Below are 23,831 nucleotides of genomic sequence, written 5' to 3' on the forward strand. Positions count from 1 at the left end.
CTTTGTCCTTTGTCCTTGGTCATTTGTCCTTGGGCAAAATAGAGAATAGCAAACAGCCGACTTGAGGCTCCCTTATATTACAAATGACGAATGACGAATGACGAATGACAAATGACGAATGACAAATGACGAATGACAAATGACGAATGACGAATGACAAATGACGAATGACGAATGACAAATTTATACCAATGTAGGTACAGGAATATTGAGATGGGGGTATAAGGGGAAGCGATCGCACAATTGAGCCACACGACGCCGACAATCAGCGGCGATGGTTTCATCCTCTGGATTAAGTAAGCGATCGGCAATAATATCACCAATCTCGATAAATTCAGCGACTCCCATCCCGCGTGTCGTCATCGCCGGGGAACCGAGACGTAAGCCACTGGTGACAAATGGAGACTCTGGATCAAAGGGAACCGTATTTTTATTCGCGGTAATATTCACACCACTCACCAGTTGATCTGCCCGTTTCCCAGTCATGGAAATACAGCGTAAATCCACGAGCATTAAATGATTATCCGTCCCGCCAGAGACAATTTTCAGACCCCGTTTTTGCAGTTGACTGGCGAGGGCTTGGGCATTTTCAATCACATTCGCCGAATAGTCTTTGAATGAGGGTTGTAACGCTTCACCAAACGCCACAGCTTTCGCCGCGATCGCATGTTCTAATGGACCGCCCTGAGTTCCTGGGAACACCGCTTTATCCAGCTTTTTCCCTAGTTCCAGATCACGGGTGAGAATTAAACCGCCTCGGGTTCCTCGCAGGGTTTTATGGGTGGTGGTCGTAACCACATCACAATGAGGAATAGGGTTGGGATGATGACCTGTCGCCACTAACCCCGCGATGTGAGCAATATCCGCCAACAGATAAGCGCCCACTTCATCCGCAATGCTGCGGAATTTTTCAAAGTCGATAATACGCGGATAAGCTGAATAGCCACAAATCAGCATCTGGGGGCGTTCTTTGATGGCAAGTTCGCGCACCTGATCATAATCCAGTTGCTCGGTGTCAGCGTTAACGCCGTAGTGACAAACCTTAAACCACTTCCCCGACACATTCACAGGCGAACCGTGGGTGAGGTGTCCTCCATGGGATAAATCCATCCCCATAATCCTGTCTCCCGGCTTGAGCAGCGCCAGGAATACTGCAAAATTGGCTTGAGCGCCGGAATGGGGTTGGACATTGGCATGAGCTGCACCAAAGAGCCGTTTAGCCCGGTCAATGGCAAGCTGTTCTACCTTATCGATGAATTCACAACCGCCATAGTAGCGCTTTCCGGGTAAGCCTTCGGCGTACTTATTGGTTAAGACTGAGCCTTGAGCCGCCAGTACCGCAGGCGAGGTAAAGTTTTCACTAGCAATCAGTTCCAGATGGTCACGCTGACGCTGGAGTTCTTGGCTGATTCCCTCAGCGACTTCTGGGTCTGTTTGGGCGAGAAAATCTAAGTTTGTTTGAGTCACGTCCGTCAATCCCTTACGATGCTATTGCCGTGCAGTTGGGTTCATAAACGTTTTACCACATTGCCCGTTGCCGTTGCTTTGCTCAAACCCTGACCCACCTCTAACTGCTGGAATAAGTGTTGGGGTGGGGTTAGGAAGCTGGGAGAGCAATGGTACATTTTTCCTGATTCTATTGCCATGGTTGTGACGGTGTAGCGGTTGAGATGATCAGAAAACTGAGAAAGGCGATTTACGCTAGTTGAGTTAAGCTCTGTGTTGATTTAGAGCCTCTAGCTATAGACGTAAATTAAGATGGGATCAGCGCTCTAGTGGAATTGACCGGAGGCGTTCTATGTTAGTTATCCTTACCGAAGAGCAAATTTTGTCCCCGACTCAAGTTTGTCAAAGCTGTTTGCTGGCTGACAGCAAAGGTCAACCCCGTTGGCGTCGGGGTAAGCTCGGATGTGGTCATGCCATTCGTAAACTCACACCCCATCAACCGGAGCAATATGAGTGCGAAATGGGTTTCCGCATCGCTAACCTTGAATAGTTTATCATCTGGGACAATCAACTGAACTATTGTCCGAGTCGGAAATAATTCATAAATCCTGACATAAAACCCATAACAAGCGATGACCGCGTTCATCGAAACGGGTCACCTACGTTATCCTGAAAATAGCTAGATAGCGATTTGAACCACCCGAAAAGGAGAAGCAACGATGACTTGGCGCGGCTCAACAACAGTTAAAGAGCGAATTTTTGCAGCGCTGCCCTATCTGCTGCCTTTATTGTACGCACTGCCGTTTGGTATTTTTCTACTCAGACAGTTTCCTGTCCTAAATATTATTCTTGTACCGCTCTCTCCTTTAATTTTCATTCAAAGAACAATTCCATTTGCGGGACTGATTCTTTTCTTTGTCTTATTTTTAGCCGTTGTCAGGAATGAAAGAATTGCCCACTTTATTCGTTTTAATACGATGCAGGCGATTCTTTTAGATATTCTACTGGTTCTATGTAGTTTTGCCATGAGCATTCTCGGACGAGGATTGGGAGCGAACTTTTTCATCGAAACCCTATCCAATGTGATCTTTTTAGGTACGCTTGCGGCTTGCGGCTATGGGATAGTTCAGTCATTGCTGGGGCGCTACGCCGAAATTCCCACACTTTCGGAAGCGGTTTACGCCCAAGTTCGATGATTGGTCTATTCGTCATTGGTCATTGGTCATTGGTCATTGGTCATTCGTCATTGGTCATTGGTCATTGGTCATTGGTCATTCGTCATTCGTCATTCGTCATTCGTTTATGTAAGGGTTTGAGGATTATTGAAAAACCGTTTAACCCAGGTTAAAGAGTGACGGGTGCAGAACGGGGAACAACGGTGTTCTCTAAATGACCAATCCCTTCAATTTCCACACGGACGCGATCGCCGATTTCCATTGGACCAATCCCTCGTGGCGTACCGGTAAGGATTACATCTCCAGGAAGCAGGGTCATAATCTGAGAAATATAGGAAACTAAGACATCCGGGGCAAATACCATTTGATCAATGGATGCCGATTGTACCGGTTCCGGCGCATCGTTTAAAAACGTCTGCAACTTCGCCCCAGCACTCACCTCCCGCACAATCCAAGGACCTAGGGGACAAAAGGTATTAAAACCCTTTGCCCTCGTCCATTGACCGTCTTGTTTTTGTAAGTCACGAGCGGTGACATCGTTGGCGATGGTGTACCCCCAAATTTTTCCTTGGGCTTGTTCGGGCGTACAGTCTACACAGAGTTCACCAATCACCAGCGCCAACTCTCCCTCATAGTCCACCCGTTTTGACTGAGGCGGAAACTGGATGTCTCGATCCGCCGCCGTTATGGTTGTCGGTGGTTTGAGAAACAACAAGGGTTCCTGGGGAACAGGTGTTCCCATTTCAACGGCGTGATCCATATAATTTTTGCCAACGGCGACAATCTTGGATGGCGCACAGGGAGCCAACAATGTATAACTATCCGGTGTCAACTCCAGATCAGTCGGTTGACCCTGTAGCCACGGCGGTGCATCTAAAACTTGGATACTGCGGTTGAGTTGCAGCAAGCCATAGTAGGTTTGCCCTTGAGCCGTTTTAATTCGGACGTAGCGCTGCGCCATGATATTAGAGATTCCTGGGTAATTGAATGAGAGCATTCTACTGGTATGGGATTTTGATTGACCGGAAATAATGGGTCACAAGCCGCGTCCTTGTCTTGTCGGACGGCTTTTAAAATTTTTCGGATAGTCTATACTGCTGTAGTATAGGAAACAAGCAGTTAACGAAAACAAAGTGCTGCCTAAGTCGCGGGAGGGCATTCCGAGACTATAATAAGACCGTTCCGAAAAACCTATACAGAACTATGCATATTTAGGCATACAAAAAATAGTAAAATTGCAAGAGTATAATCTGGGTGGATTGTCTGCACTCAAGCCTAGAGGTAGGAAAGAACCCAGATTTGCCATAGAGTAAAGCAGTCAAATCTGCTCCTATCCTTGCTTCTTTGAGCGGGATAGCTTCTTGGTGCAAACGCTGTGGCTATCTCGAATCAGCAAAAGAAGCCCAATTGTCCATAAGGAGAAGACCATTTGTGAGCGATAGTTACGAAATGATGTACATCCTGCGTCCTGATTTGTCAGAGGAGCAGGTTAACCAAGCGGTGACCAAGTATAAAGATCTCCTGCAAGAGCAAGGCGGTGAGGAGATTGAAATCCAACATCGCGGTAAGCGTCGTTTGGCTTATCCCATCGAAAGACACCGCGAAGGCGTCTACATCCAAATGAACTATAAAGCGCCCCCGACTCATGTGGCTCAGCTTCAGCGAGCGATGCGCTATGGAGATGAGGTGATTCGTTATCTGACGCTGAAACAGGAACTTCCCCCCGAACCCCAACCCGAACCGGTTGAGGTAGAAGCTTAACCAGGTATAGCAATCGCCATAGCGGTTAGGACGCATCTTATGGTAGAGACGTTGCCAGCAACGTCTCTATGGTGATGGCATAGAACACCTTTAATCCATGAGCAGCCCAATAAGTCCTGACTTAGGCAACAATAATAGGAAGAGTCATATTAAGATTACGATCTAGTCTTCCCCCTAAATCTAGTCCTATTGTTGCCCGACGCTCCTGGACCCTGCCAGCATGACTGTAACGGATACTGTTGCCCATAAAATTTCGAGCTGGAATCGGCAAATCTATAAACGCTTGAAACTTGTTCTCAGTCTCGGACTACGGCGTCAAATTTTGGTGGCGATTTGTGATGATCTGAGTCTGCGGAATCGTCTGGCGGACAAACTTCATGGGGAGTTGGGGACAACCTCTGCGATCGCGCCTGCTAATGGTTCAGGCTCTACTAATTTAGTCAGCCTCAACATTAATGTCAATGATCCCCATCCCTTTGCCCAAGTAGCTGCCTGGTTAGCTCAAAATCGCCATTCTCCCATCACTACATCCCCTCCCAGTTTCCAACTCCTGGGTGTTGAACGCTTAACCCGTCAATCCCCAACGGTACAGCAACTGTTTCTCCGGCGTTTACAGTCCATTGAGCGCTATTTGCCCCAGTTAGACGCCAATGTGATACTCTGGCTACCCCGCCCTTGGTTCCATTCCATTGTCCAGTCTGTACCGGAATTTTGGCGGTGGCATACTGGGGTATTCGAGTTTGAAGGAGAACCCACACCACTCCCCCCGGTTGGTGCAACCCAACCCGAAGCTTCTCCCACGGCGGTGATCACTCAGGAGACAGAGGAGACAGAGGAGACAGAGGAGACAAAGGCTTCGTTCCAAGAAACCTTGCAGACGGTGCTAACCCAGGAAGTGGACGAAAATCTGGATTGGCAGTTGTTCCAGAATAGTGTGGGCAACAATGGACACTCTCGCGAGGAGGTTGAACCCCTGATTGTCCCGACTAACGGGAAGTCTGGTGCTAATCTGAATGGTAAAGGGATGCTGGGGGCGGTGGACTTTGAGATGGAAGAAACACCAGTACCGCCGCAAAATCCGCCTATATCCCAACATCCTGCGGATACATCAACGGAATCCCCAGATCTTCCCCAAGCTGCGTCGCCCGCTGAGGCGTATTTACAACTGGGGAATCATTACCGTCATGCGATTGAACAAGGAGACACCTCAGAAGAAAATTTAGCGATCGCGATTCAGGCGTATGAGCAGGCGTTGCAATGGTTAGATGATACCTCGCCTTACGTGGCGGATGTTCTTAATGATTTGGGGAATCTTTACTGGATGCTCTCCCGGTGTCCCCAGGATACAGGGATGCGTCTATCTTATCTGGAACAGGGGATTCAAGCTTATCAATTGGCATTAACCAAATTAACGGCTCAAGACGCGCCCCACACCTATGCCATGATCCAAAATAATTTAGGGGCAGCCTATGGGGATTTGGCTCGCTATAACGATGTCGCGGATAACTTAGAACTCTCGATTCGAGCCTACGAAGAAGCATTACACTATCGTAATCCAGAAAATGACCCGCTTAAATATGCCTCTACCCAAAATAACTTAGGTACGGCGTATTGGCATCTAGCACAACATCACTCTCCTGTCAATAACTTACAGGCAGCAATTGGGGCGTATGCGGAAGCCCTGTGTTATTACAATAGTCGCTCGAATGCCACGAATTGGGCGATGATTCAAAATAATTTAGGCACAGCTTATTGGAATCTGGCACAGTATGAACAACCCGAAACCTGGCTGGAGTTAGCGGTGATAGCCTATAAAGATGCGTTAACATATCGTACCCCAGAGGTGTCTGCGGCTGCTTGTGCCGCGACTCAGAATAATTTGGGTACGGCGTATTGGCATCTGGCGGATCGCTGTGTGGAAGACTCTCAGAGACGGGCAGACTATTTACGCCATTGTATCGCGGCTTACGAGGTCGCGATCGCGTTAGCCGAGAAATTGGCGCAGAATCATCCGCCGACATCGGTTAATTTTGATGTGATCGCCACTCGGAATAATTTGGGACTTGCCCATTACCAGTTTGCCACTGAACCGTCTTTGGGTGGGGTAAAAGAGGATCAATCCCACCATCTACAAACCGCCCTGCATCAGCATGTTCAAGCTTGTATGGGAGTAGCGGCGCGATCGGATGTTTACCAAACCTCTTTGGACTATATCATTAAAACCATTCGCACGTTCTACCAGGAACAAGGAATCAGTGGGCAGAATCTGGCACTTTCTCAGGTACCGGGTCAACTTTTACCGGAAATTTTGCCACGGCTGTAGAGGAGGGTGTGGGGTGTGGGGTGTGGGGTGTAGGGGTGCAGGGGTGTTTCTTGAACTGAGTCAGGGCGGGTTTTGTACAAACGTTACCATTAATAGCCAAACGAAAATTCCTAAACCCGCCCCTACAAACCCGATTCTATTTGCAAGCGTATTGGGTGAATAGTTTTTGACACTCCTCAGCCTGAAGGCGTGAGTAGCGCTTCTTTCATCGAGCGCTCTTACTATGAAACAGGGGTCCTATTTCATATTAGAGGAGCATCTCTCCAGAAGCGTTTTGCTCCATTACAGAAGCTAGTTTCGATATGCCCTATCGTAAAGCGAGAAAACAAGAAAAAATGTGTTTTGGGCGTGCTTGTTGCTTAGACTTTTTACCTGTACAAGCTTTCCTGTACAGAACCCTCTAAGCCTAGTTTTCAAGGTGCGATGCCTCTCGGCTTTGGGTTTTTATAGAGGTTTAATACCCTTTCCTCTAAGCTAATTCTAAAACAAAGTCGTCCTAAAGGACAAGGCTTTATACCCAATTTTTCGGTAAAAGTATAGTCAAATATAGATAGACTGAATTTCATTTCAGAAATTCCCTCTTGCCTGGGTATAGCATAATCTGCGTCGGCTACGATATGACCTTTGAGGCGTTTATCTTGAGAATTCAATGGCGACAATTCGACCATACGCCACCCACACGTCGGTTCCGGCTTCTAATCGATCCAATTTCCAACGGGCGACGGCAATTGTTTTGTGTTCACCATTGTCCATTTCAATTGTGGCAAAGTTAGAGACGCGGCTGACAACTTCTCCGTGTTTGGGTTGCACGGGTTCAGCTTCTGTTGTATTAGGAGTATTGGGATTGAGTGAACCTTCGCCCAGGGGACGTGCGATCGCAGAGGTTCCCGCAACAGCACAAAGTATGGCACTTAGTATTGTACCTGTTAGGAGTTTTGGTGTGAAAATTCGCATATAAACTTGTTAATTCGGCAACAGGTTAATTTTTTTCTGGAATTAAACCTACTTTTAGCTTAGTGCTTTTAGCTTAGAAGTTCAACGGTGATGGAATCATAACTCGAATGATAGACTTTTGCTCTGATGCGTAAGTGGGAGAGAAAAAAGACGGATATCTATCTTTTGGGGGTTGACTCTATCAAATAGGGTTTTGAAGCAACGGATCTGCTTCAGCATTCCCATCGACTGGATGTAATAATTAGCTGCGTTCATACCTGATGATATTGAATCGTTCTGTATCTTTTGGAGGCTGAAAGTATTTTGTTATCGCCTCAAATTCGATATCGCTGGTAAATGCGGCTCCGTCTGGTTTATCCTGGCTGCGTTTCTTGAGCTGTTGTTTACACAGATCGTTGGTTGCATCGATAAAATGAAGCTCGTGAGTAGCATTAGTTCTCTCGATAAGCTGACGGAACCACTGACGTTGATTTTGGGTATTGGCGGGAAAATCTAGAACAACTGAGATTCCCTTTAATAAAAGCGTACAGATGTGATCAGAAATGGCATTTTTGAGACGCCCAGAATATTTAATGTAACTGGGAATATCACTGATTTCTTCGGGATAGAGTTGGGAGAGTAGGTCATCTTCAACTAGCAGGATGGCATTATGGTCATTGGCTAGCTGTTTGGCTAAGGTTGATTTTCCGGCTGCCATTTTTCCACAAAAGAAATAGAGGATGGCTGGGTTATTCATTTAGGAGTGTCTCTCTGTTTAGGTACTTATTGGTTGACGTAAGGATTAACATTTTTAGCCCAGTTGAGGTATCCTTTGCCGTTTAAATGCACGCCGTCAATGGTGTATACGGGGTCAAGTTGTTTCTGATCGTTGGTAAAGTGTTGATGTAAATCAATGTAAGTATAGGAAAATTCGTTGGCTAGCTCTTGCAGGTGGCGGTTGACGGCAATAATATCAGAGTTTTTGACACTGATGGAATAGTGGATGGTGTTCATGGGTAATAGGCTTTGAATAAAGACTTGGGTTTCTGGGGTTTGCTGTTGAATTTGTTCCAGGATGAGGCGATAGTTTTGGGCAATTTCCCTGGGGGGTTTGTGTTCATTCCATAGGTCATTTGCGCCGATCATTATAAAGAGTTTTTGGGGGTGGGATGCGGTGATTTCATTGAGGCGATTGAGAACGCCGTCGGTGGTATCTCCAGATATGCCACGATTGCGGATATTGGCGTTTCCGAGGAGTTCTGCCCATTCACCTTGATCGGTGAGACTATCGCCGATGAAGATAATTTCGGTTTCGGAGTTGGGCATTTGCTCAAACATTTGTTTTCGGATATGGTGATAGGTTGATTGATAGGTGTTGCGACGACGGGCTATTTTTATGGTTTGTTCGACTTGTTGATGGAAGGGGAGTTTACTGATCAGGTAGGGAATGCCGCCTCTGCGAATGATTAAGATGGTGAAGAGGAGGATAAAGAGTAGATTTAGGCTGAGGGATGTCCAAAGGATTAGGGAATTTTTGGTAGTCATGGGGAATTTGTCGGGGTGGGTTGAGATAATGTCGGTGTGGGTTGAGATAATGTCGGGGCGGGTTGAGATAATGTAGGGGCGGGTTTAGGGACTAAATTTTGCTAGTTAGAACTAACGGAACAACGAAACCCGCCCTGCCTCACCGATATAGCAACCGCCACAACGGTTAGGACACTAAACGTGCATCGACGCAATAAGCGGCATTTATCTGATGTCCTAATGACTCTGCATAACCGATAATTGAACAAGGAAATATGCCTGATTTTACCAATAAATGAACAATACAATCTGCCCTTTTTCTGTAGGGATTGGTTTTATTGATCAGGTAGTGTTGATGTTTTGCTCATTGGATAGGCTGTCATGCATTTTAATTGGGTATTATTAGCGAGCAAGATGCAAAGCCTGCGGCATGGCTTCGCTTAACGCACTACAAGGATTTCGTCATTGTTGACATTAAGGTTTGAATGCCGAACAGCTTATGCTCGCATCCATTACTACAAACTACCAACTACGGACGAGGATATAATATTTTAGGTGCTTTGAGGGGGAAAGTTGATGAGTGTGATTCCATCAAAACCGCGCTATTGGCTGAAAAATGCTCGTGTGCCACTCTCAATGTTACAGGTTGAGGATAAATCGATTTGGGAGAATCGCACCTCTGAGGGGTTGTGTTTAGTGGATATTCAGGTGGCTGCGGGAAAAGTGGCGCAAATTGTGCGGGCGAATTCTCAGCCGATCGCAGATATGGTGGTGGATGTGCAGGGGGGACAGGTTTGGGCTGGGTTTGTGGATGTGCATACTCATCTGGATAAGGGGCATATTTGGGAACGCACGCCGAATCTGGATGGAACGTTTGATAGTGCGTTGGCGAGGGTGCAGCAGGATAGTTTGCAGTATTGGCAAGCGGAGGATGTGTATCGCCGCATGGCGTTTGGGTTGAGGTGTAGTTATGCCCATGGTACTCAGGCGATTCGCACTCATATTGATGCGTTTGGCGAACAGGCGGCGATTAGTTTTGGCGTGTTTCAGCAGTTACAGCAGGAGTGGGCGAATCGATTGGTGTTGCAGGCGGTGGCTTTGGTGTCGCTGGATTATTATTTGACGCCGGAAGGGGTAAAGTTGGCGGATTTGGTGGCGGAGGTGGGGGGTGTTTTAGGGGGGGTGGCGTATATGAATCCGGAGTTGGAGGCGCAGTTGAATCGGGTGTTTCGGCTGGCGCAGGAACGGGATTTGGCGCTGGATTTTCATGTGGATGAGACGGATGATCCGGAGTCGATGTGTTTGAGGAAGGTGGCGGAAGCGGCGCTACGGTGTGGGTTTGGGCGACAAATTGTTTGTGGACATTGTTGTAGTTTGGCGGTGCAGTCGCCGGAGGTGGTGGCGGAGACGTTGGCGCTGGTGAAGGAGGCGGGGATTGGGGTGGTGAGTTTACCGTTATCGAATTTGTATTTACAGGATCGGAAGTTGGGGAGAACACCGCGTTGGCGGGGGGTGACGCTGATTCAGGAGTTACAGGAGTATGGGATTGGGGTGACGTTGGCGAGTGATAATTGTCGTGATCCGTTTTTTGGGTTTGGGGATCATGATGTGTTGGAGGTGTTTAATCAAGGGGTGAGAGTTGCCCATTTGGATGGGTTGTATGGGGAGTCTCCGGCGATGGTGACGAAAACGGCGGCGGATTTGATGGGGTTGGGGAATGTGGGGCGAATTGGTGTGGGGTTGGCGGCGAATTTGGTTTGGTTTAAGGGACGGAGTTACAGTGAATTGTTATCACGTCATCAGTGCGATCGCGTGGTGATTCGCGACGGAATAGCGATTGATACGACGTTACCAGATTACCGGGAATTGGATTAGTCATTCGTCATTCGTCATTCGTCATTCGTCATTTGTTATTCGTCATTTGTCAATAAAGTAAACAAGCTTGTACATCTTCCGGTTCTAGCCAGGGATAACCAACTAGCAATGTCTCGACTGTATCACCTGCTGCCAGCATTCCTAGAACGTGTTCAACGGCTAAACGGCGTCCTCGAATAATTGGCTTTCCACTAAAAATTTTTGGATTGACTGTAATTCTTGCTAAAATTTTTTGCTCGTCCATGATTAATCGTCCTAATCCTCTAAAAAAAATAAGTAAAATACCTTTGTCATTGTAGAACAAAACCAAAGTGTCGTTTTCCGCTTGGTGATTATCTTAGCATTCCCCCTTGGGATATCCGTCGCACCATCCCCATTCCCATTGTGGTTTTCCGCCCCACGCCAGAATAGAGGGCAAAATCGGCTAAAGCGTTAATTTGCTGAATTGTCTCCGCTTCAACTTGTCCCATAATCCGAAAATTGAGTGCGCCAACACAGCCAATAAATTTACTGCGAGAATCGGCAACTAATTCGGTGTGAATCTCAAAGAAACTGGGGAAAACATGATCGACTAATGTTTTCGAGAATTCTATGCCACTGTATTGATTCCAGCGCTTAATTAAACTGTTAAAGACTAATTCCCTTGTGGGTAAGGCACAATCATATTTACTCTGACGAAATGCGGTGGGGGTAGAGAAGGCGAAATTCAGAGTGCGATCGCGCGTCGAGGCTTGGTCGTATAATTGTTGATAACTGAGAGCATTTGCCCAACATCCAGGCATCCCTTTTTGGGGTGTTCCTAGAATACTGGTAATCTGCAAGTTAGCTGGACCTAAATGCCAGGGTTGTTCCGGATTCAGGTTTAGCCACAGGTGGGTTAATTGACTGAATAAGGTATCATCAAGTAGGGAAATTCGCCACCAACAGGGAGTTCCTTGGGGAATTGGTTTATGGTGTTGCCAGTGGAGGTTTGCTGATGCTGAATCACTGCGATGCTGAATTTGTAGGGGACTCAGGGTGAAGGCTTTATCGGATTTGGCTTCGTGGAGATAATCGCCTAGGTTTCTATCGACAGAACTTACCAGGTTGAGAAATAGGGCGTGTAAGTGGCGTCCACTGAGAAACTGTGGTGGAATTGGCGATTGGGGAAGCAGGTTGAGAATTAGACTATGGGGCATAGTTTGCATCCCTGATAGGGATTATAGAGGATTTCGACTTGGAATAACGTAGTTTATAAGTGGAAAGCAGCAGTTTCAATCCCTGATAGGGATTATAGAGGATTTCGACCTTACTGGAGAGATATTGGCGAGTATCCAAGGGCTTTGTTTCAATCCCTGATAGGGATTATAGAGGATTTCGACATTAGAGTCACCTTACGTGGTATTTGATAAAAAAGGTTTCAATCCCTGATAGGGATTATAGAGGATTTCGACGTCGGGGCAAAAGGATCGGGTAATCAATTTATTGGTTTCAATCCCTGATAGGGATTATAGAGGATTTCGACTTTTATTCCAGGAAATACCTTAATTCGTTTTTTGCTCGTTTCAATCCCTGATAGGGATTATAGAGGATTTCGACGTCCCTGCGATCGCGCCACTAATCCCGGCTGATACGTTTCAATCCCTGATAGGGATTATAGAGGATTTCGACAACTAGGAGCAGCATAAACACAGGGCGTAGGTACTTGTTTCAATCCCTGATAGGGATTATAGAGGATTTCGACTGCCGACCTCTGAAACGCTTGCTGTATTTAGTTTTCAAGGTTCGATTGCGATAACCTCCTCTAACTATAGCATTTCAGCCGTCGGTTTTGACAACCCCCGCCAACAAAAAAGTCTCAAATCCTTTCTGAATAAGCCTTTGAGCCATTGCGACAACCTCCTCATTCGCGAAAAAGGCTGTATCCCTGACAGCATAAGGAATACAGCCTCAAATTTTGACTCCCCGAAAAAAACACCTACTGGTTGTCGCATCAGACAAAGAAAATCGAATTATCCCTTATGGGTTCGCCGCCGATGCGTTCAACCTTCCCTTGACAACAGCCACAGAGGAAATAGAAGCGAATGCTATCCTGGTCTGGCTTAATCACCTTAGAAAGACGCGATCGCAATTTGGCATATTAGGTATCCGTCAAACTGCACTCAAACACACTATACTGCATCCACTGCCCATAAGACTTAAGAATACTGTGTATCTTCGTCCGACGCTTATCTTCGGGGATATCATAAATTTTTAAGTTTGTTCGTAGTGAGGACTTTAGTCCTCTTCGTTAGCGGCGCTAAAGCGCCGACTACAAGCAAGCTATCCACTTTGATAATAATTTGGTCAGATATTGCGGGCGAATTTACGATTTGACCTCTCCCCCAGCCCCTCTCCTGCAAGGAGAGGGGAGTCCGGTTCCCCCTTCCATTCAACAAAAGCGAAGCATCCTTTGACTTCCCTCCTTGTAAGCTGTTCGGCATTGTAGTGCGAGCCAGAAAGCTCGCTACTAATACCCAATTTAAATGCATGACAGCTTAGGCTATGCATTACTCACATCTTTCTTAACATAAATTCCCTTGACTTTAGCAGTAGTTTTGGGGGAAAGTAAAAGCCAAGTCTGGGCAATGTTATGGAGTCGTCGCAGACCTTACCCAATAGTTTTAACCCCTAGTTCACCATCATGAGAGCAGACTAGGAAGCACCCAAGTTGGGCAATCCAACGCACAGCATCTCTTAAAATGGGAGGAGAGTCAGGGGAGTTAGAGTGATGATGAACCGTGCAATAAAGAGCCTGCCACTGATATGCTTCTAAAACAGTGTCGGCAGACAGATCGGGATGGTAACGGGCTGCCCAGTCTCCCGATGTTCAATACACACTTCCCAGTCGTATTGTGCATTTTCCCAACCTACTTGACTCTCTTGAAAGCAGGGAACAGGAAATAAAGGCAGAAGTCTAGGATATATTATTTTACCCTTGGCTTTTGGCTTGGTTCTTCGCCACGGATAATTTTTTCTTTAAGAGAAAAACAACAAATTGACAATAAGGTCTATATTTAGCTTTTTTGTTGACATTGGCAAATTTGGCAATTTCCTTACTGAAAATGCCAACCGTCCAAGACTTAGATGGATATTTTTTACTCAACCCCTCAATCACAGCATCCATAGCCACTTTGCGATTTCTCATCAAAGTTTCTGAATTGAGGTTCAAAACCTCGTTTAATTCGTTATTAATCGTTTCATCATCAGAGTAGATTTCACCCCTACTGCTGTATTTGATTAACTTCTCACAGTTCTTACTCGAGTCAGCCGGATTAATCGTAATTTCTGTTTCACCCTTTCTCGTATCACAATGTTGTAAACGTTGAGGTTGACCTTCATTACCTTGACAAGCACCGAGCAAATTTTTGTAATTTAATTGTAAATCTGGATAAATACTCCGGGGTTGCCAATGCTCAATCTTCATAGTATCGTGAGCTATACGTTGCATACAGTAACAACAAATATATCCTTGCTCAATCAGTAATGATTGGCGTAGATCATCTTTTTGCGGATAGTTATCATAATCAGCGTAAGGCTGTGAGCGGTGTTCCAACAATGAGCGGGGCTCGTTCCCTTTGACAATATGCTTCATGCTAGTCAGTTAAAAAACTAATCAGCGTTTGACCCCGAACAACTTCCGGGTCATTTTCTCCTAGTAACTCAGCGAGTTCTTGCAGTTTAATTTTAGCATCCTCTATTTTATCTTCATCAATCAAAGCAAAACAAGCATTGATTTTATCCTGCACTTGATTGGGGCGTTCTTTCACCCCCATCAATTCATATAAAATTGAATTGCTATCTCTACCATAGGTATGAGGCGTTACTTCAATAAGTTGATAGTCTTCTAAAATAAATACATTTTCTCGTTTCACGTTACTCAGAACTTGAGGTGAGTGAGTTGTCACGATAAACTGACAATTCGGAAAGGTACGGGTTAGGCTGGGAATTACGATTCTTTGCCATTGGGGATGCAAATGTAAATCGATTTCGTCAATTAAAACAATACCTTCACCTTCCAACGCATTAACTCCCAAACCAGGATTAGCAATGGCAAATCGCCGCGCCAAGTCAGTCACCAACATTAACAGCATCTTTTCTCCATCTGAGAGTTGCTCTAACTTGAGGTTCTGATTATTTTTGGTGATTATAAAGAAAAATTGGGCAGGGCGACGAGACAACTTAAGAGTTCCCTGGGATTTTGATCTAACTACCCGCAGGTTATGAAAATAGCTATCGGTAAATCCTTCCAAAAATATTTTTATTGCTTTTCTAATTACCTCTAAATTTGGCTTCCTATATGCATTATCTTGACGAACGCGAATTTCATTTTCGTAATCTTCTTCTTGTTTGAACCATATCAAAAAATCTTGAAAGTTATTTATTCCTGGATTAAATGATCCCTGGTAAGCATTCAATTGATTAATAATATGTAGATCATTGGTATACTGCTCATTCACTAATTCAGCATTGAGGAACATACGATGAGTTCTGTAATAGACTAACAACGGTAAATTACTATATAGTAGATTAGAGTTTATTTTTTCATTTAATTTATCAATATATCTATTTAGTTCTTGTTCTTTTTGTTGTTTTCCTTTTCCAATGTTGTCAATGGTTTTATGGTAGTAAATGTTTTCTGTTATACTCCAGGATATAGAACCATGGTTTTTCGTTGAGAACAAAACCGATACATTTACAGGAAGTGCTTGTGATTGCTCATTAACCTTAATGTCATTTAAGGTAAAAATTTTTTTTACCTCTTTCTCGAAGATTCCAGGCTGACCTTCACCAAGAATACTATACTCTTCACCATATTCAATATTGATTATTTTTTCTTTTATTGAATTTAAAAGAATGGCGATGCAATCCAAAGCAGATGTTTTACCTGAACCATTAACTCCAATTAATATAGCTGTATTGTCAGGTGGAAACCTAAAATGTATCTCTTGGAAACATCTAAAATTTTGAATATGTAATTCATCAATATGCATAAATAGCCCAACCTGAAAAATTTATATAAATTATTTTACTTGAAAACCTTTGCCAATTCAAGTAAACTCAGCCATTAGCCCTCTACAGAATCTCAGTCACTTGACTAGACATCCTATAGCATCAATCTAGGAATCACAGTTAACAGCTACAAGACGTAATCAGTCAATTGTAGGGGCGGGTTTAGCCACTAATCTAGCTTGTCACAGATAACTGAGCAACAAAACCCGCCCTTATGCTTAAATCTGGATAATAGTTCTAGTCCATTTTAATGGACAATAACCCTGAGCCAGTAGTTTGAACTCCGGGCGGGCGTGTCACACTCGCGTTATCCAGAATCCTCATTTTCCAGCAAAGCCAATAAATTCAATTCTTTATTCGCTACATACCTCACCGGATTCTTCTGCTTAATCACTTTCCCCTCTTGCACCGCTCGTTTTAACCAATCCTCCATCTGTCCTTTTCGTACCTGCAACAATTCAGCTAGAGATTTCGCATCTTGAGGTTGCTCTAACTGGTTGAGGATAAAGGGTAAAACCGCTTCATAGATATCTTTGGCGGGTAAATTAATGGAAATCGTTTTATCCCCACCTAAACCATCTCCGGCTGATAATTTTTCTGACTCGATTATTCTCCCATCAGCTTGGCTTTCTTCAACCTCAGCGATAGCAGCATCTAAAAGTGTACGCAACGGTTTATTCCAAGGGGCTTCAGGAAAAATAATCCCTCCCTTTTCCAGCAATTTCTGATTACCTTCAGGAACAGTTCCCTGCATTCGCACAAAAACGGGGACATCTTTTACCTTTCTCAACACCTCAGTCGCCCCCGCCCAGGTTCCACCTTTGCCAACAGCAGAACTAATCACTAACGCATAATCAGCCAACGCATAAATATACTTATTTCGCCCCATAGCATTACCCGCGCTGAAACTCGCGTCGGGGTCATACGCAGACACTAATGTCAGTCTACCTTCTTTAATTCCCGCACGATACTTACTCGCCACAGCCACTTTCGTCAAACTATCCGCAAGTACACCCACAGCATTCCCACCTGCTGCTAATATACCTAACATTGACGCTTGATCTACCCCACGCGCCCCACCAGAAATCACATTGATTCCTTGTTCAGCGCATGTCTGAACAACTCTTTCGGTATAATTAAGTCCGTCTTGATCAACATCACGAGAACCAACGATAGCCAACCCACCTTGAGCAAGCAAATCTCTATTACCAATTCCATAGAGAATCGCGGGTGCATTATGTTTCAATCTCTGCTTCAAACATTGAGGATAGCCTGCGTCACCTCGCCCCACTATCCATAACCCCTGATTCGTCCACTTTTCCACCGCTAAACTGAGCATGACACCGCGTTCAAGTAACGCGACTAACCGCTGAGAATCAAGCTTGTCAATGGTAATTTGAGATAAGCGATTTTTCAGGGTTTGATCAAGCAAATCCTCCGGAATCATGTCATTTTCTACCAACCAACTCGCTACCGTATTATACTCGCTCAGGGTTAAAGGTTTGGGTTCAGTTTGGCGATTTTGTCCAAAGCTGGCACACAATAATAAAATGGCTTGGGTATTGGGTGACAGCAGATGGTAATCCATAATCTTCTAATTTGCCTACCTTAACGAATTAAGTGCCAATGCTAACGGAAAAACTGGACCACTTCCAGCCCGACGTAAAAGTGCAGCAATAACTGTAAATGTCCAACGTGAATCTACCATATCATCAATTAAGAATACTGCACCTTTCATCCCTTGCCAAGAATTCACTGCAAAGACACCATCGAGGTTATGGGCTTGTTGGTAACTATTTCCCATCTGTTTTTGTGGCTGAGTATGGCGAACTTTCTGCACAATTGGCTGAAAGGGTAATTGTAATTGATGGGCGAGTCGTTGGGCAAAATTTGGCACAAGTTGGGGATGATGTAAGGAAGGGACACAGGTTACCCAAGTTGGAAAAGGTTGGGGGTGCCAACGTTGAATCATCTCAAATGCACCCTGCACCAAGGCGTCGTCAAAATCATGATTATGGTATTTCCCTTGTTTGACTAATTCGCCCCAACCCGCATCCCCCCAAAGTGATAATCGTCCGACTTGTTGGTAATAATGAACCACAGAACCCGGACGCTGATAGTGGATGACAAATCCTAAATCCGGCTTATCAAACCCCATTCCTAAAGCAGTTGTCGCGACTAAAGCCTTAATTTCATTGTTAAGCAGTTGGTCTTCTAAGGTTAAACGCTGTTCATGGGTTAGCTTAGCATGGTAAGCTTGAGCATGAATCCCTTGCTGATTTAACCAATCGGCAACTCGTTCGGTATCTTTGGTAGTTAATGCGTAAATAATCCCACTTCCGGGTAAGTTGGGCAAGTGTTCAGCTAACCACGCCATACGTGCGGCGGAACTCGGTAATTTAAGGGTTTGTAATTGTAAGCTTTTTCGGGTTAGAGTACCTCTGGATATGAGCAAATTAGCACCCAGTTGCGTAATAATATCGTTAACCACTCGGTTATTTGCCGTGGCGGTTGTGGCGAGGGCGGGAATAGTTTGAGGAAGCGCTTGTAAAACCCGGACAATGCGCCGATAGTCTGGGCGAAAATCATGTCCCCAATCAGAGATACAATGGGCTTCATCGACAACAAATAAGCCAATTCGTTGGGAGATGGGTAACAGAATGGTTTGGCGAAAGTCTTCATTGGCGAGTCGTTCGGGGGAAATCAGGAGAATATCAATGATTCCCGCTTGTAATTGAGCGTTAATCTGTTCCCACTCTTCGGGATTACTGGAGTTAATCGTGGCGGCGTTAATATTAATCCGTTCAGCAGCGACAATTTGATTTCGCATCAACGCCAGGAGGGGTGAAATCAGCAGGGTGGGACCCCCATGATTATCACGCAGCAAGCGAGTGGCGAGAAAGTAGACAATGCTTTTCCCCCAGCCTGTGCGTTGTACAACCAGAAGCCGCGATCGCTCTAAAATGATGCTAGCGATGGCTTCCCATTGTCCATCCCGAAATTGAGCGGTTGGGTTTTTGAGGGCTTGGCGCAGCAGCGATAGTGCTTGGGCTTTCAGTTGGGTTGTCATATCGATACGCTGTGTTGAGTAAAGTTAAGGGTTTTCTGAAGCAATGGTATTGGTAAAACCCGCCTCGACTGTCCTTAAATTCTAGCTAGTCTAGCATCAAGCGCCAATAACTCAAGTTCTTGGCTTATAGGGTAAGTCATCTAAAGATGACTAGAATTATGTTCCAACAGTAGGCTAGATTATTTTGGTTTTTAGTTATTTAATTTTAAAGAAAACGCTGGATTAAGTCTAATAGTTTTAACGTTGATTTGCCCTAGGCAATAAAACAATAGCATATTTATATGAATTAGCTAGGTAGGGGACAACGTTTTATTGCCTCCCCACCTAAAATCGGATTATTGATACAGTTATTATCCCCGCATACTGAGTTTATCAAGAAACTGGATGACCACTCTTTCAAGCGGTCTATCTTGAATCCTTTGAATGAATTTAGTTAATGGGTTGAGTTCCACAACATAATTACCAATCTGAATTCCCAGGGGTGCTAAATGCTTACCTGATAGTTCTTGATGCAGTAAGGGAAACTTACCCTGCTTCAAATACTCGATCAGCCACAGCACATCACTATTTCTTCTCTGTTCCTCATTTTTAAATCTGTCCTGCTCACTTCCAGCAATTGTATCCCTGTCAAACGAAATAATGCCTGTCAAGTTAAACAGTGGGCTTTTGCGGATATAGCATAGAGTTTGTTTCCTGGTGGGAATTACACCTAGGTTTATTGAGTCAAGGAAACGGGCAATGAACGCCAAAGGTCGAGGGATTGCACTTTGCGTATCACTAATGTCAGGTGCGAGGAGTAAAGAGGGTTGATTTGTGATAGACTTTTCTAAGTCAGGACTATCCATAAAACCCTGTTTAATTTTGCGAATCTGACTGTCCGCGTTTGAATTGCACTGCTTTAAAAGGTCTTGCCATCTGTCGCCACTTAAAAGCTCTAAAAGGGCGATGTACTTGCATCCCAAACTGTGACCTATCCAAAAATAGTTGTCCAGATTTTGATAAACCTCAGTTGGGTAGTTGAGTCTCTTGGCAATTTGGGAAATTTCCTGGGACAGAACTTTCTGTTCTTGTAACAAACTAATTGAAACAGACCAATGGCGAAAGGTAAACCGGAAGGGAAGAGCAATAATGGTATAACCTTGATCAAATAACGCCTTTAATAAATAGCGATAAAAAACTGTGGGAAAACTGCCAAAAAAAGCACCACCGATAAATTGAATAACACCTTTTGGATTTGGGTGAATAGCCACCCAGCTAAAGGAAAGGGGCTGAAACTTAAATGTCTCGTTCATCATTAATTAATGTTGCTTTGGGATAAAGACAAAGAAAACCGCAACGTCTCTATGGCTAACCGATGCGGCTAAATCGACGCTTGAGAGGGAGAAATAATTTTTGAGTGTGATAGTAGAGATGTAGCAGGCTACGTCTCTACTATCTTTTGGTTCAAGAGTTAGGTTGACACCGACCGAATTAAGGGTTAGGCTGTGATAGCTTAACTTCTTGTCATCTGGGTTTCTAACTCATCGATCCGTTCCACCATCGTGCTTAAAACCTGTTGCAAGCTATCGGTTGTTTCGGCAATTACTCCATTGCCGAGATTCGGGGGGTTAAGAGTAAGCCGATCAGGATTTTCTCGGATAATTTCGGCTAAGCCAGGGTCAAGCTCAAGGATTTCAGAGGGGATTTGCCGTATCGGAAACGTTGGAAATTGAAACTGAGTTAGTTTGACTTGAGAACCGCCTGTAGCCGTGGGCAACGCATAAGCAAGTTGGTCAAAGTCTGCCTTATTTTCAGGAAAATTGTTGGGCAAGAATGTTCCCCGTTGCTGAGGAGTCAGCAACAAGTCAAAGGAGTTAGAACCAAAGAGATTGGCTAGGGAAAGCGTGACAAACCCACGGAGTTCAGTATTTGCCTTTTCAACAACCTCTTTTTTGGTGACATCGGGTTGTAAAAGAAATAACCCTGTATCGCGTGGACCGATGGATATCACATAGGTTTGGGTAGTTGGCGTCTGACTGATGGGATTTATTTGATTGTTGAAACCCGCGACATCAAAAAATGCCAGTAGCGGTTGGCTGTTTAGGTTGGGAGACTGAGCCGTGAAATTGACTCGCAGTCGGACAGGAGTACTGCTATTGAGATTAGAAATCGTCAAAAAGTAACCCTGAATAATAGTCCGACCTGCCCCTAATATGTCAGCACTCGGCTGTACCAGGGGTTTAACCAAAAGCTCGAACGTAGAAACAACTGTGGATACAGCCATTTGCTTGAAACTCCTTTAATAGAACATCAGAATTGAGTACCGCTGTTGAGAAATTCAAATGGCTTTGTCAGTAATGCTTGACTGATCAATTGATTTCCGCTGCGCTGTACTTAGTGATTAACCGGGTTGTCTCTCGGTTATTACTAGAAACGAGGATTAAGCAGAGACTATTCCAGATTGATACAAAACTTTACATTAGGAATTGAAGCGGCTACACAAACAAAGAGGAGGCGCGGCATCTCTGGCTAGTGAAAATGCTAGTCGCCTTTCCTCGATGCAATCCGCCCAAAAGAACATTGATGAACGACTTTCCGATTTAAATTCTCAATATCGTCGCCAGCGGCAAAGTTCAATTACGGCGGAACTCCTGGATGTGGTGGCAGGTTTTGAAGCATTAACGTAACTATAAGTAGGATGGAACTAAGGTGACTCAAATAACAGGTACGGAAGAACCCATTTTTGTAGCTGTAGCGATGAAGGTGGATGTACCTGCCGAAGCGCTTGCTTATCGATTAGTTAAAGTTATTAGAGAAAATATACAATAATAAAATTTATGGTAATTTATAACTAGCAACTCGTACCTTTAAGTCTCCCTCTTGGGGAGGATAGCTGAAAATAAAGGCTCCTTCTTTAATTTCGCCACTGGACAAAAAGTTAATAGTTTGTTCCCCTGATTCTTGAACTCCCGATGCTGTTGTGAATTCCGCAACAACCTGAACAGATTCTGCCGTTTTTCCCCCACTATTATTGACTGTGAAGGGAACATAAAATTGTCCTTTTACTTGGCGAATTTCTACTTGTTTAACAGTTACACAGAGAATAGGGGGTTGACTGTCTCTACCCAGTCCTCTAAATGTGACCAGTCCCACAATTGTGATTAAGATGAACAGGGCTATTGTAAAGCTGACCCACTCCGCCGGGGAACGATGAGAGGAGTTCGCTTGATCGGAAGACTGATCACTCATATCATATCGCTAAACGTCCAGCAGCACCGCCAATAGTGGCAGGTAGCCCTAATAACAGCGTATACCGTAACCACAAAAACCACGGATCACTCAAGCTAAGACGGTTGAAGAACCACAACATTAAAGCCGAAGCCAGCAGTGAAATCAAGTAGGAGAGAATAGTTTTCCCGATAGGCGTTGGCAAAATCCCTTGGAAGAGGCGGTGTTGGTGTTGGTTAGCAAAGCCAGCAGCAAAAACAATCCCGTAGGAAATGAATAGGGATGCGGCAATAATTATCAGTAGCCAAGGGGGTGAAGCTGAAGCCGCCAGGGTGGGAATTTCGTCAGTCGGGGCAATACTAAAGGCGACAATGATTGCACCGATTAAGGTGGCACTAATATCAGCTATCATCGTCCGTAAACCCAGTTTTTTGATCGGCGGTAAGTATTGACTGGATTCAGATTCAGCCGATTGTTCCGGCAGTAGCGATCGCGCCATGGCGACACCCAAGGAAAATGGTACACTCTCAAAAATCACTTTTCCCAATGCTTCATCAATGGGAGTTTCCCCGGTAATGCGACGCAGCAAAATTAGAATAAGTGTGGCACAAACAATGCCAATTGCCAACGCTTCTACACTTTCCATTGCCGCATACACCACCCCATCGCGGCTGCTTTTGCGAAACCCTTCGCTGCGATTAAATAAAAACACCGCCATATACGTAATGCTCAGAACCCCCAGTAATAGGATAGGCTCAATATATGAACCTATCCACCAAACCTCCATTGTATAGAGTAGAGGAATGCCAAATAAAAATCCGCCAAAAACACCTCGAATGATCTGATGAAATTCTCTTGACCAAGCCTGCGATTGCTGTCGCTCATGAATGGGTTCCATCCTACTAATTTTAAAGTATAAATTATTGATAATTGACTTTTAATATATAATAAATAAGTCAAAATTACCCGTTTTTCACTTAGCACAGTCACAAGAATGTGCAAGATTACGCCAGTTTGCTACGTCTATCTGGTGATTACACCGTAATGGAGATGGAAGTACAACCAGACGATTGGTTGGCAGATAAAGAGTTAGCTGAGTTGGGGTTGAGACAAGAAGGCGTGGTGGTGCTGGGAATCCAACGGGAGAATGGTCGCTATGTGGGCGCACCCAAAGGACACACTCACATTTGTCCGGGTGATGTCTTGATTCTGTATGGTCGATTACCCTTGCTGAATGAGTTAGACCAACGAGGTGCGGGTTGGACTGGCGAACAGTCTCACCAAAAAGCCGTTGCCCAGCAGCAGCGGAACTTGGCAAAACAAGATCGGGAAGAGGCAGAGGATAACCAAAGAGAGCGACGGTTTCAGCATACCAAAGGGCAAAGGATAAGATACGAATTGAGGAAAAGAGTCGGTAGACCGCAATGCTACAATCAGAGGGGGTAAGGGGGAAAGCTAGGTTTGATTCGCCATAAATTAAGGTCAA

23 protein-coding genes, 3 pseudogenes and 1 CRISPR repeat array are annotated in these 23,831 nt (G+C 44.8%); of the genes and pseudogenes, 8 read left to right on the forward strand and 18 right to left on the reverse strand.

Annotated elements, in window-relative coordinates; all coding sequences use genetic code 11:
- Positions 1 to 19 precede the first annotated feature (19 nt).
- Positions 20 to 181 (reverse strand): hypothetical protein, encoded by a 162-nt coding sequence (locus tag RIG27_RS32785; RefSeq protein ID WP_446351231.1) that lies wholly within the window; start codon positions 179 to 181, stop codon positions 20 to 22.
- A gap of 2 nt (positions 182 to 183) precedes the next feature.
- Complete coding sequence (gene glyA / locus RIG27_RS32790) at positions 184 to 1,467, reverse strand: serine hydroxymethyltransferase (RefSeq protein WP_446351232.1); 1,284 nt, start codon at positions 1,465 to 1,467, stop codon at positions 184 to 186.
- A gap of 331 nt (positions 1,468 to 1,798) precedes the next feature.
- Here glyA and RIG27_RS32795 point away from each other — a divergent pair, with 331 nt between their 5' ends.
- The 3 genes from RIG27_RS32795 (at position 1,799) to RIG27_RS32805 (ending at position 2,794) form a co-directional block, all read left to right on the forward strand.
- On the forward strand, positions 1,799 to 1,996 hold the full coding sequence (locus RIG27_RS32795; RefSeq protein ID WP_006102198.1) for a hypothetical protein: 198 nt from the start codon (positions 1,799 to 1,801) through the stop codon (positions 1,994 to 1,996).
- Positions 1,997 to 2,165: 169 nt separating this feature from the next.
- Positions 2,166 to 2,642: a Tic20 family protein gene (locus RIG27_RS32800; protein WP_446351233.1), complete on the forward strand. Its 477-nt coding sequence runs from the start codon at positions 2,166 to 2,168 to the stop codon at positions 2,640 to 2,642.
- Positions 2,639 to 2,794 carry a hypothetical protein gene (locus tag RIG27_RS32805; protein ID WP_446351234.1) on the forward strand — a complete coding sequence of 52 codons (156 nt, stop codon included), beginning with the start codon at positions 2,639 to 2,641 and terminating at the stop codon, positions 2,792 to 2,794. The genes RIG27_RS32800 and RIG27_RS32805 overlap by 4 nt, the downstream gene beginning before the upstream one ends.
- Here RIG27_RS32805 and RIG27_RS32810 read toward each other — a convergent pair.
- Complete coding sequence (locus tag RIG27_RS32810) at positions 2,791 to 3,582, reverse strand: fumarylacetoacetate hydrolase family protein (protein ID WP_446351235.1); 792 nt, start codon at positions 3,580 to 3,582, stop codon at positions 2,791 to 2,793. The genes RIG27_RS32805 and RIG27_RS32810 overlap by 4 nt on opposite strands.
- A 470-nt stretch (positions 3,583 to 4,052) precedes the next feature.
- Between RIG27_RS32810 and rpsF the strand changes: the two genes are divergently transcribed.
- Together rpsF and RIG27_RS32820 are read left to right on the forward strand one after the other, a co-directional pair.
- Positions 4,053 to 4,382, forward strand: coding sequence for a 30S ribosomal protein S6 (gene rpsF, locus RIG27_RS32815; protein WP_446351236.1), 330 nt, complete (start codon positions 4,053 to 4,055; stop codon positions 4,380 to 4,382).
- 220 nt (positions 4,383 to 4,602) lie between these two features.
- Positions 4,603 to 6,705, forward strand: a complete 2,103-nt coding sequence (locus RIG27_RS32820; RefSeq protein WP_446351237.1) for a tetratricopeptide repeat protein — start codon at positions 4,603 to 4,605, stop codon at positions 6,703 to 6,705.
- 633 nt (positions 6,706 to 7,338) lie between these two features.
- Here the strand turns inward: RIG27_RS32820 and RIG27_RS32825 are convergent.
- The 3 genes from RIG27_RS32825 to RIG27_RS32835 form a co-directional block, all read right to left on the reverse strand.
- Positions 7,339 to 7,659, reverse strand: a complete 321-nt coding sequence (locus RIG27_RS32825; protein WP_446351238.1) for a hypothetical protein — start codon at positions 7,657 to 7,659, stop codon at positions 7,339 to 7,341.
- A 241-nt stretch (positions 7,660 to 7,900) separates the two neighbouring features.
- Positions 7,901 to 8,395: an AAA family ATPase gene (locus RIG27_RS32830; protein WP_446351239.1), complete on the reverse strand. Its 495-nt coding sequence runs from the start codon at positions 8,393 to 8,395 to the stop codon at positions 7,901 to 7,903.
- 26 nt (positions 8,396 to 8,421) lie between these two features.
- Positions 8,422 to 9,183: a GDSL-type esterase/lipase family protein gene (locus RIG27_RS32835; RefSeq protein ID WP_446351240.1), complete on the reverse strand. Its 762-nt coding sequence runs from the start codon at positions 9,181 to 9,183 to the stop codon at positions 8,422 to 8,424.
- 555 nt (positions 9,184 to 9,738) lie between these two features.
- Here RIG27_RS32835 and RIG27_RS32840 point away from each other — a divergent pair.
- Positions 9,739 to 11,037: a cytosine deaminase gene (locus RIG27_RS32840; RefSeq protein ID WP_446351241.1), complete on the forward strand. Its 1,299-nt coding sequence runs from the start codon at positions 9,739 to 9,741 to the stop codon at positions 11,035 to 11,037.
- A 49-nt stretch (positions 11,038 to 11,086) separates the two neighbouring features.
- Here the strand turns inward: RIG27_RS32840 and RIG27_RS32845 are convergent, their stop codons facing one another.
- The 10 genes and pseudogenes from RIG27_RS32845 to RIG27_RS32890 all read right to left on the reverse strand — a co-directional run bounded on the left by RIG27_RS32845 (position 11,087) and on the right by RIG27_RS32890 (position 21,401).
- Positions 11,087 to 11,281: a DUF433 domain-containing protein gene (locus RIG27_RS32845; protein ID WP_446351242.1), complete on the reverse strand. Its 195-nt coding sequence runs from the start codon at positions 11,279 to 11,281 to the stop codon at positions 11,087 to 11,089.
- A gap of 88 nt (positions 11,282 to 11,369) precedes the next feature.
- Positions 11,370 to 12,215 (reverse strand): CRISPR-associated endoribonuclease Cas6, encoded by an 846-nt coding sequence (gene cas6 / locus RIG27_RS32850; RefSeq protein ID WP_446351243.1) that lies wholly within the window; start codon positions 12,213 to 12,215, stop codon positions 11,370 to 11,372.
- A gap of 1 nt (position 12,216) precedes the next feature.
- Positions 12,217 to 12,760: direct repeats of the CRISPR family, unit length 37 nt; unit sequence GTTTCAATCCCTGATAGGGATTATAGAGGATTTCGAC.
- 249 nt (positions 12,761 to 13,009) lie between these two features.
- Positions 13,010 to 13,267 (reverse strand): annotated as a pseudogene (cas2, locus tag RIG27_RS32855) (CRISPR-associated endonuclease Cas2).
- 399 nt (positions 13,268 to 13,666) lie between these two features.
- Positions 13,667 to 13,852 (reverse strand): annotated as a pseudogene (locus tag RIG27_RS32860) (IS4 family transposase); the annotation flags it as partial.
- Between the two features lie 135 nt (positions 13,853 to 13,987).
- Positions 13,988 to 14,650: a retron system putative HNH endonuclease gene (locus RIG27_RS32865; protein ID WP_446351244.1), complete on the reverse strand. Its 663-nt coding sequence runs from the start codon at positions 14,648 to 14,650 to the stop codon at positions 13,988 to 13,990.
- Position 14,651: 1 nt separating this feature from the next.
- Complete coding sequence (locus RIG27_RS32870) at positions 14,652 to 16,049, reverse strand: AAA family ATPase (RefSeq protein WP_446351245.1); 1,398 nt, start codon at positions 16,047 to 16,049, stop codon at positions 14,652 to 14,654.
- A 326-nt stretch (positions 16,050 to 16,375) separates the two neighbouring features.
- Positions 16,376 to 17,656, reverse strand: a complete 1,281-nt coding sequence (locus RIG27_RS32875) for a DNA-processing protein DprA (protein WP_446351246.1) — start codon at positions 17,654 to 17,656, stop codon at positions 16,376 to 16,378.
- A 15-nt stretch (positions 17,657 to 17,671) separates the two neighbouring features.
- A complete protein-coding gene (locus RIG27_RS32880) occupies positions 17,672 to 19,138 on the reverse strand; it encodes a RecQ family ATP-dependent DNA helicase (RefSeq protein WP_446351247.1) in 1,467 nt (488 codons plus the stop codon).
- 350 nt (positions 19,139 to 19,488) lie between these two features.
- Entirely contained in the window at positions 19,489 to 20,433 is a 945-nt protein-coding gene (locus tag RIG27_RS32885) for a DUF1350 family protein (RefSeq protein ID WP_446351248.1), read from the reverse strand.
- A 197-nt stretch (positions 20,434 to 20,630) separates the two neighbouring features.
- Positions 20,631 to 21,401, reverse strand: coding sequence for a hypothetical protein (locus tag RIG27_RS32890; RefSeq protein ID WP_446351249.1), 771 nt, complete (start codon positions 21,399 to 21,401; stop codon positions 20,631 to 20,633).
- A 223-nt stretch (positions 21,402 to 21,624) separates the two neighbouring features.
- Between RIG27_RS32890 and RIG27_RS32895 the strand changes: the two are divergent.
- A pseudogene (locus tag RIG27_RS32895) lies at positions 21,625 to 21,804 on the forward strand (F0F1 ATP synthase subunit gamma); the annotation flags it as partial.
- A 148-nt stretch (positions 21,805 to 21,952) separates the two neighbouring features.
- Here the strand turns inward: RIG27_RS32895 and RIG27_RS32900 are convergent.
- Positions 21,953 to 22,366 carry a TIGR02588 family protein gene (locus RIG27_RS32900; RefSeq protein ID WP_446351250.1) on the reverse strand — a complete coding sequence of 138 codons (414 nt, stop codon included), beginning with the start codon at positions 22,364 to 22,366 and terminating at the stop codon, positions 21,953 to 21,955.
- Between the two features lies 1 nt (position 22,367).
- Positions 22,368 to 23,243 (reverse strand): TIGR02587 family membrane protein, encoded by an 876-nt coding sequence (locus RIG27_RS32905; protein ID WP_446351251.1) that lies wholly within the window; start codon positions 23,241 to 23,243, stop codon positions 22,368 to 22,370.
- A 116-nt stretch (positions 23,244 to 23,359) separates the two neighbouring features.
- On the opposite strand from RIG27_RS32905, the gene RIG27_RS32910 reads away from it, so the two are divergent.
- Positions 23,360 to 23,791, forward strand: a complete 432-nt coding sequence (locus RIG27_RS32910; RefSeq protein ID WP_446351252.1) for a TrkA C-terminal domain-containing protein — start codon at positions 23,360 to 23,362, stop codon at positions 23,789 to 23,791.
- Positions 23,792 to 23,831: the final 40 nt, after the last annotated feature.

The sequence above is a fragment of the Coleofasciculus sp. F4-SAH-05 genome, from assembly GCF_040222985.1.
Lineage (GTDB): Bacteria > Cyanobacteriota > Cyanobacteriia > Cyanobacteriales > Coleofasciculaceae > Coleofasciculus > Coleofasciculus chthonoplastes.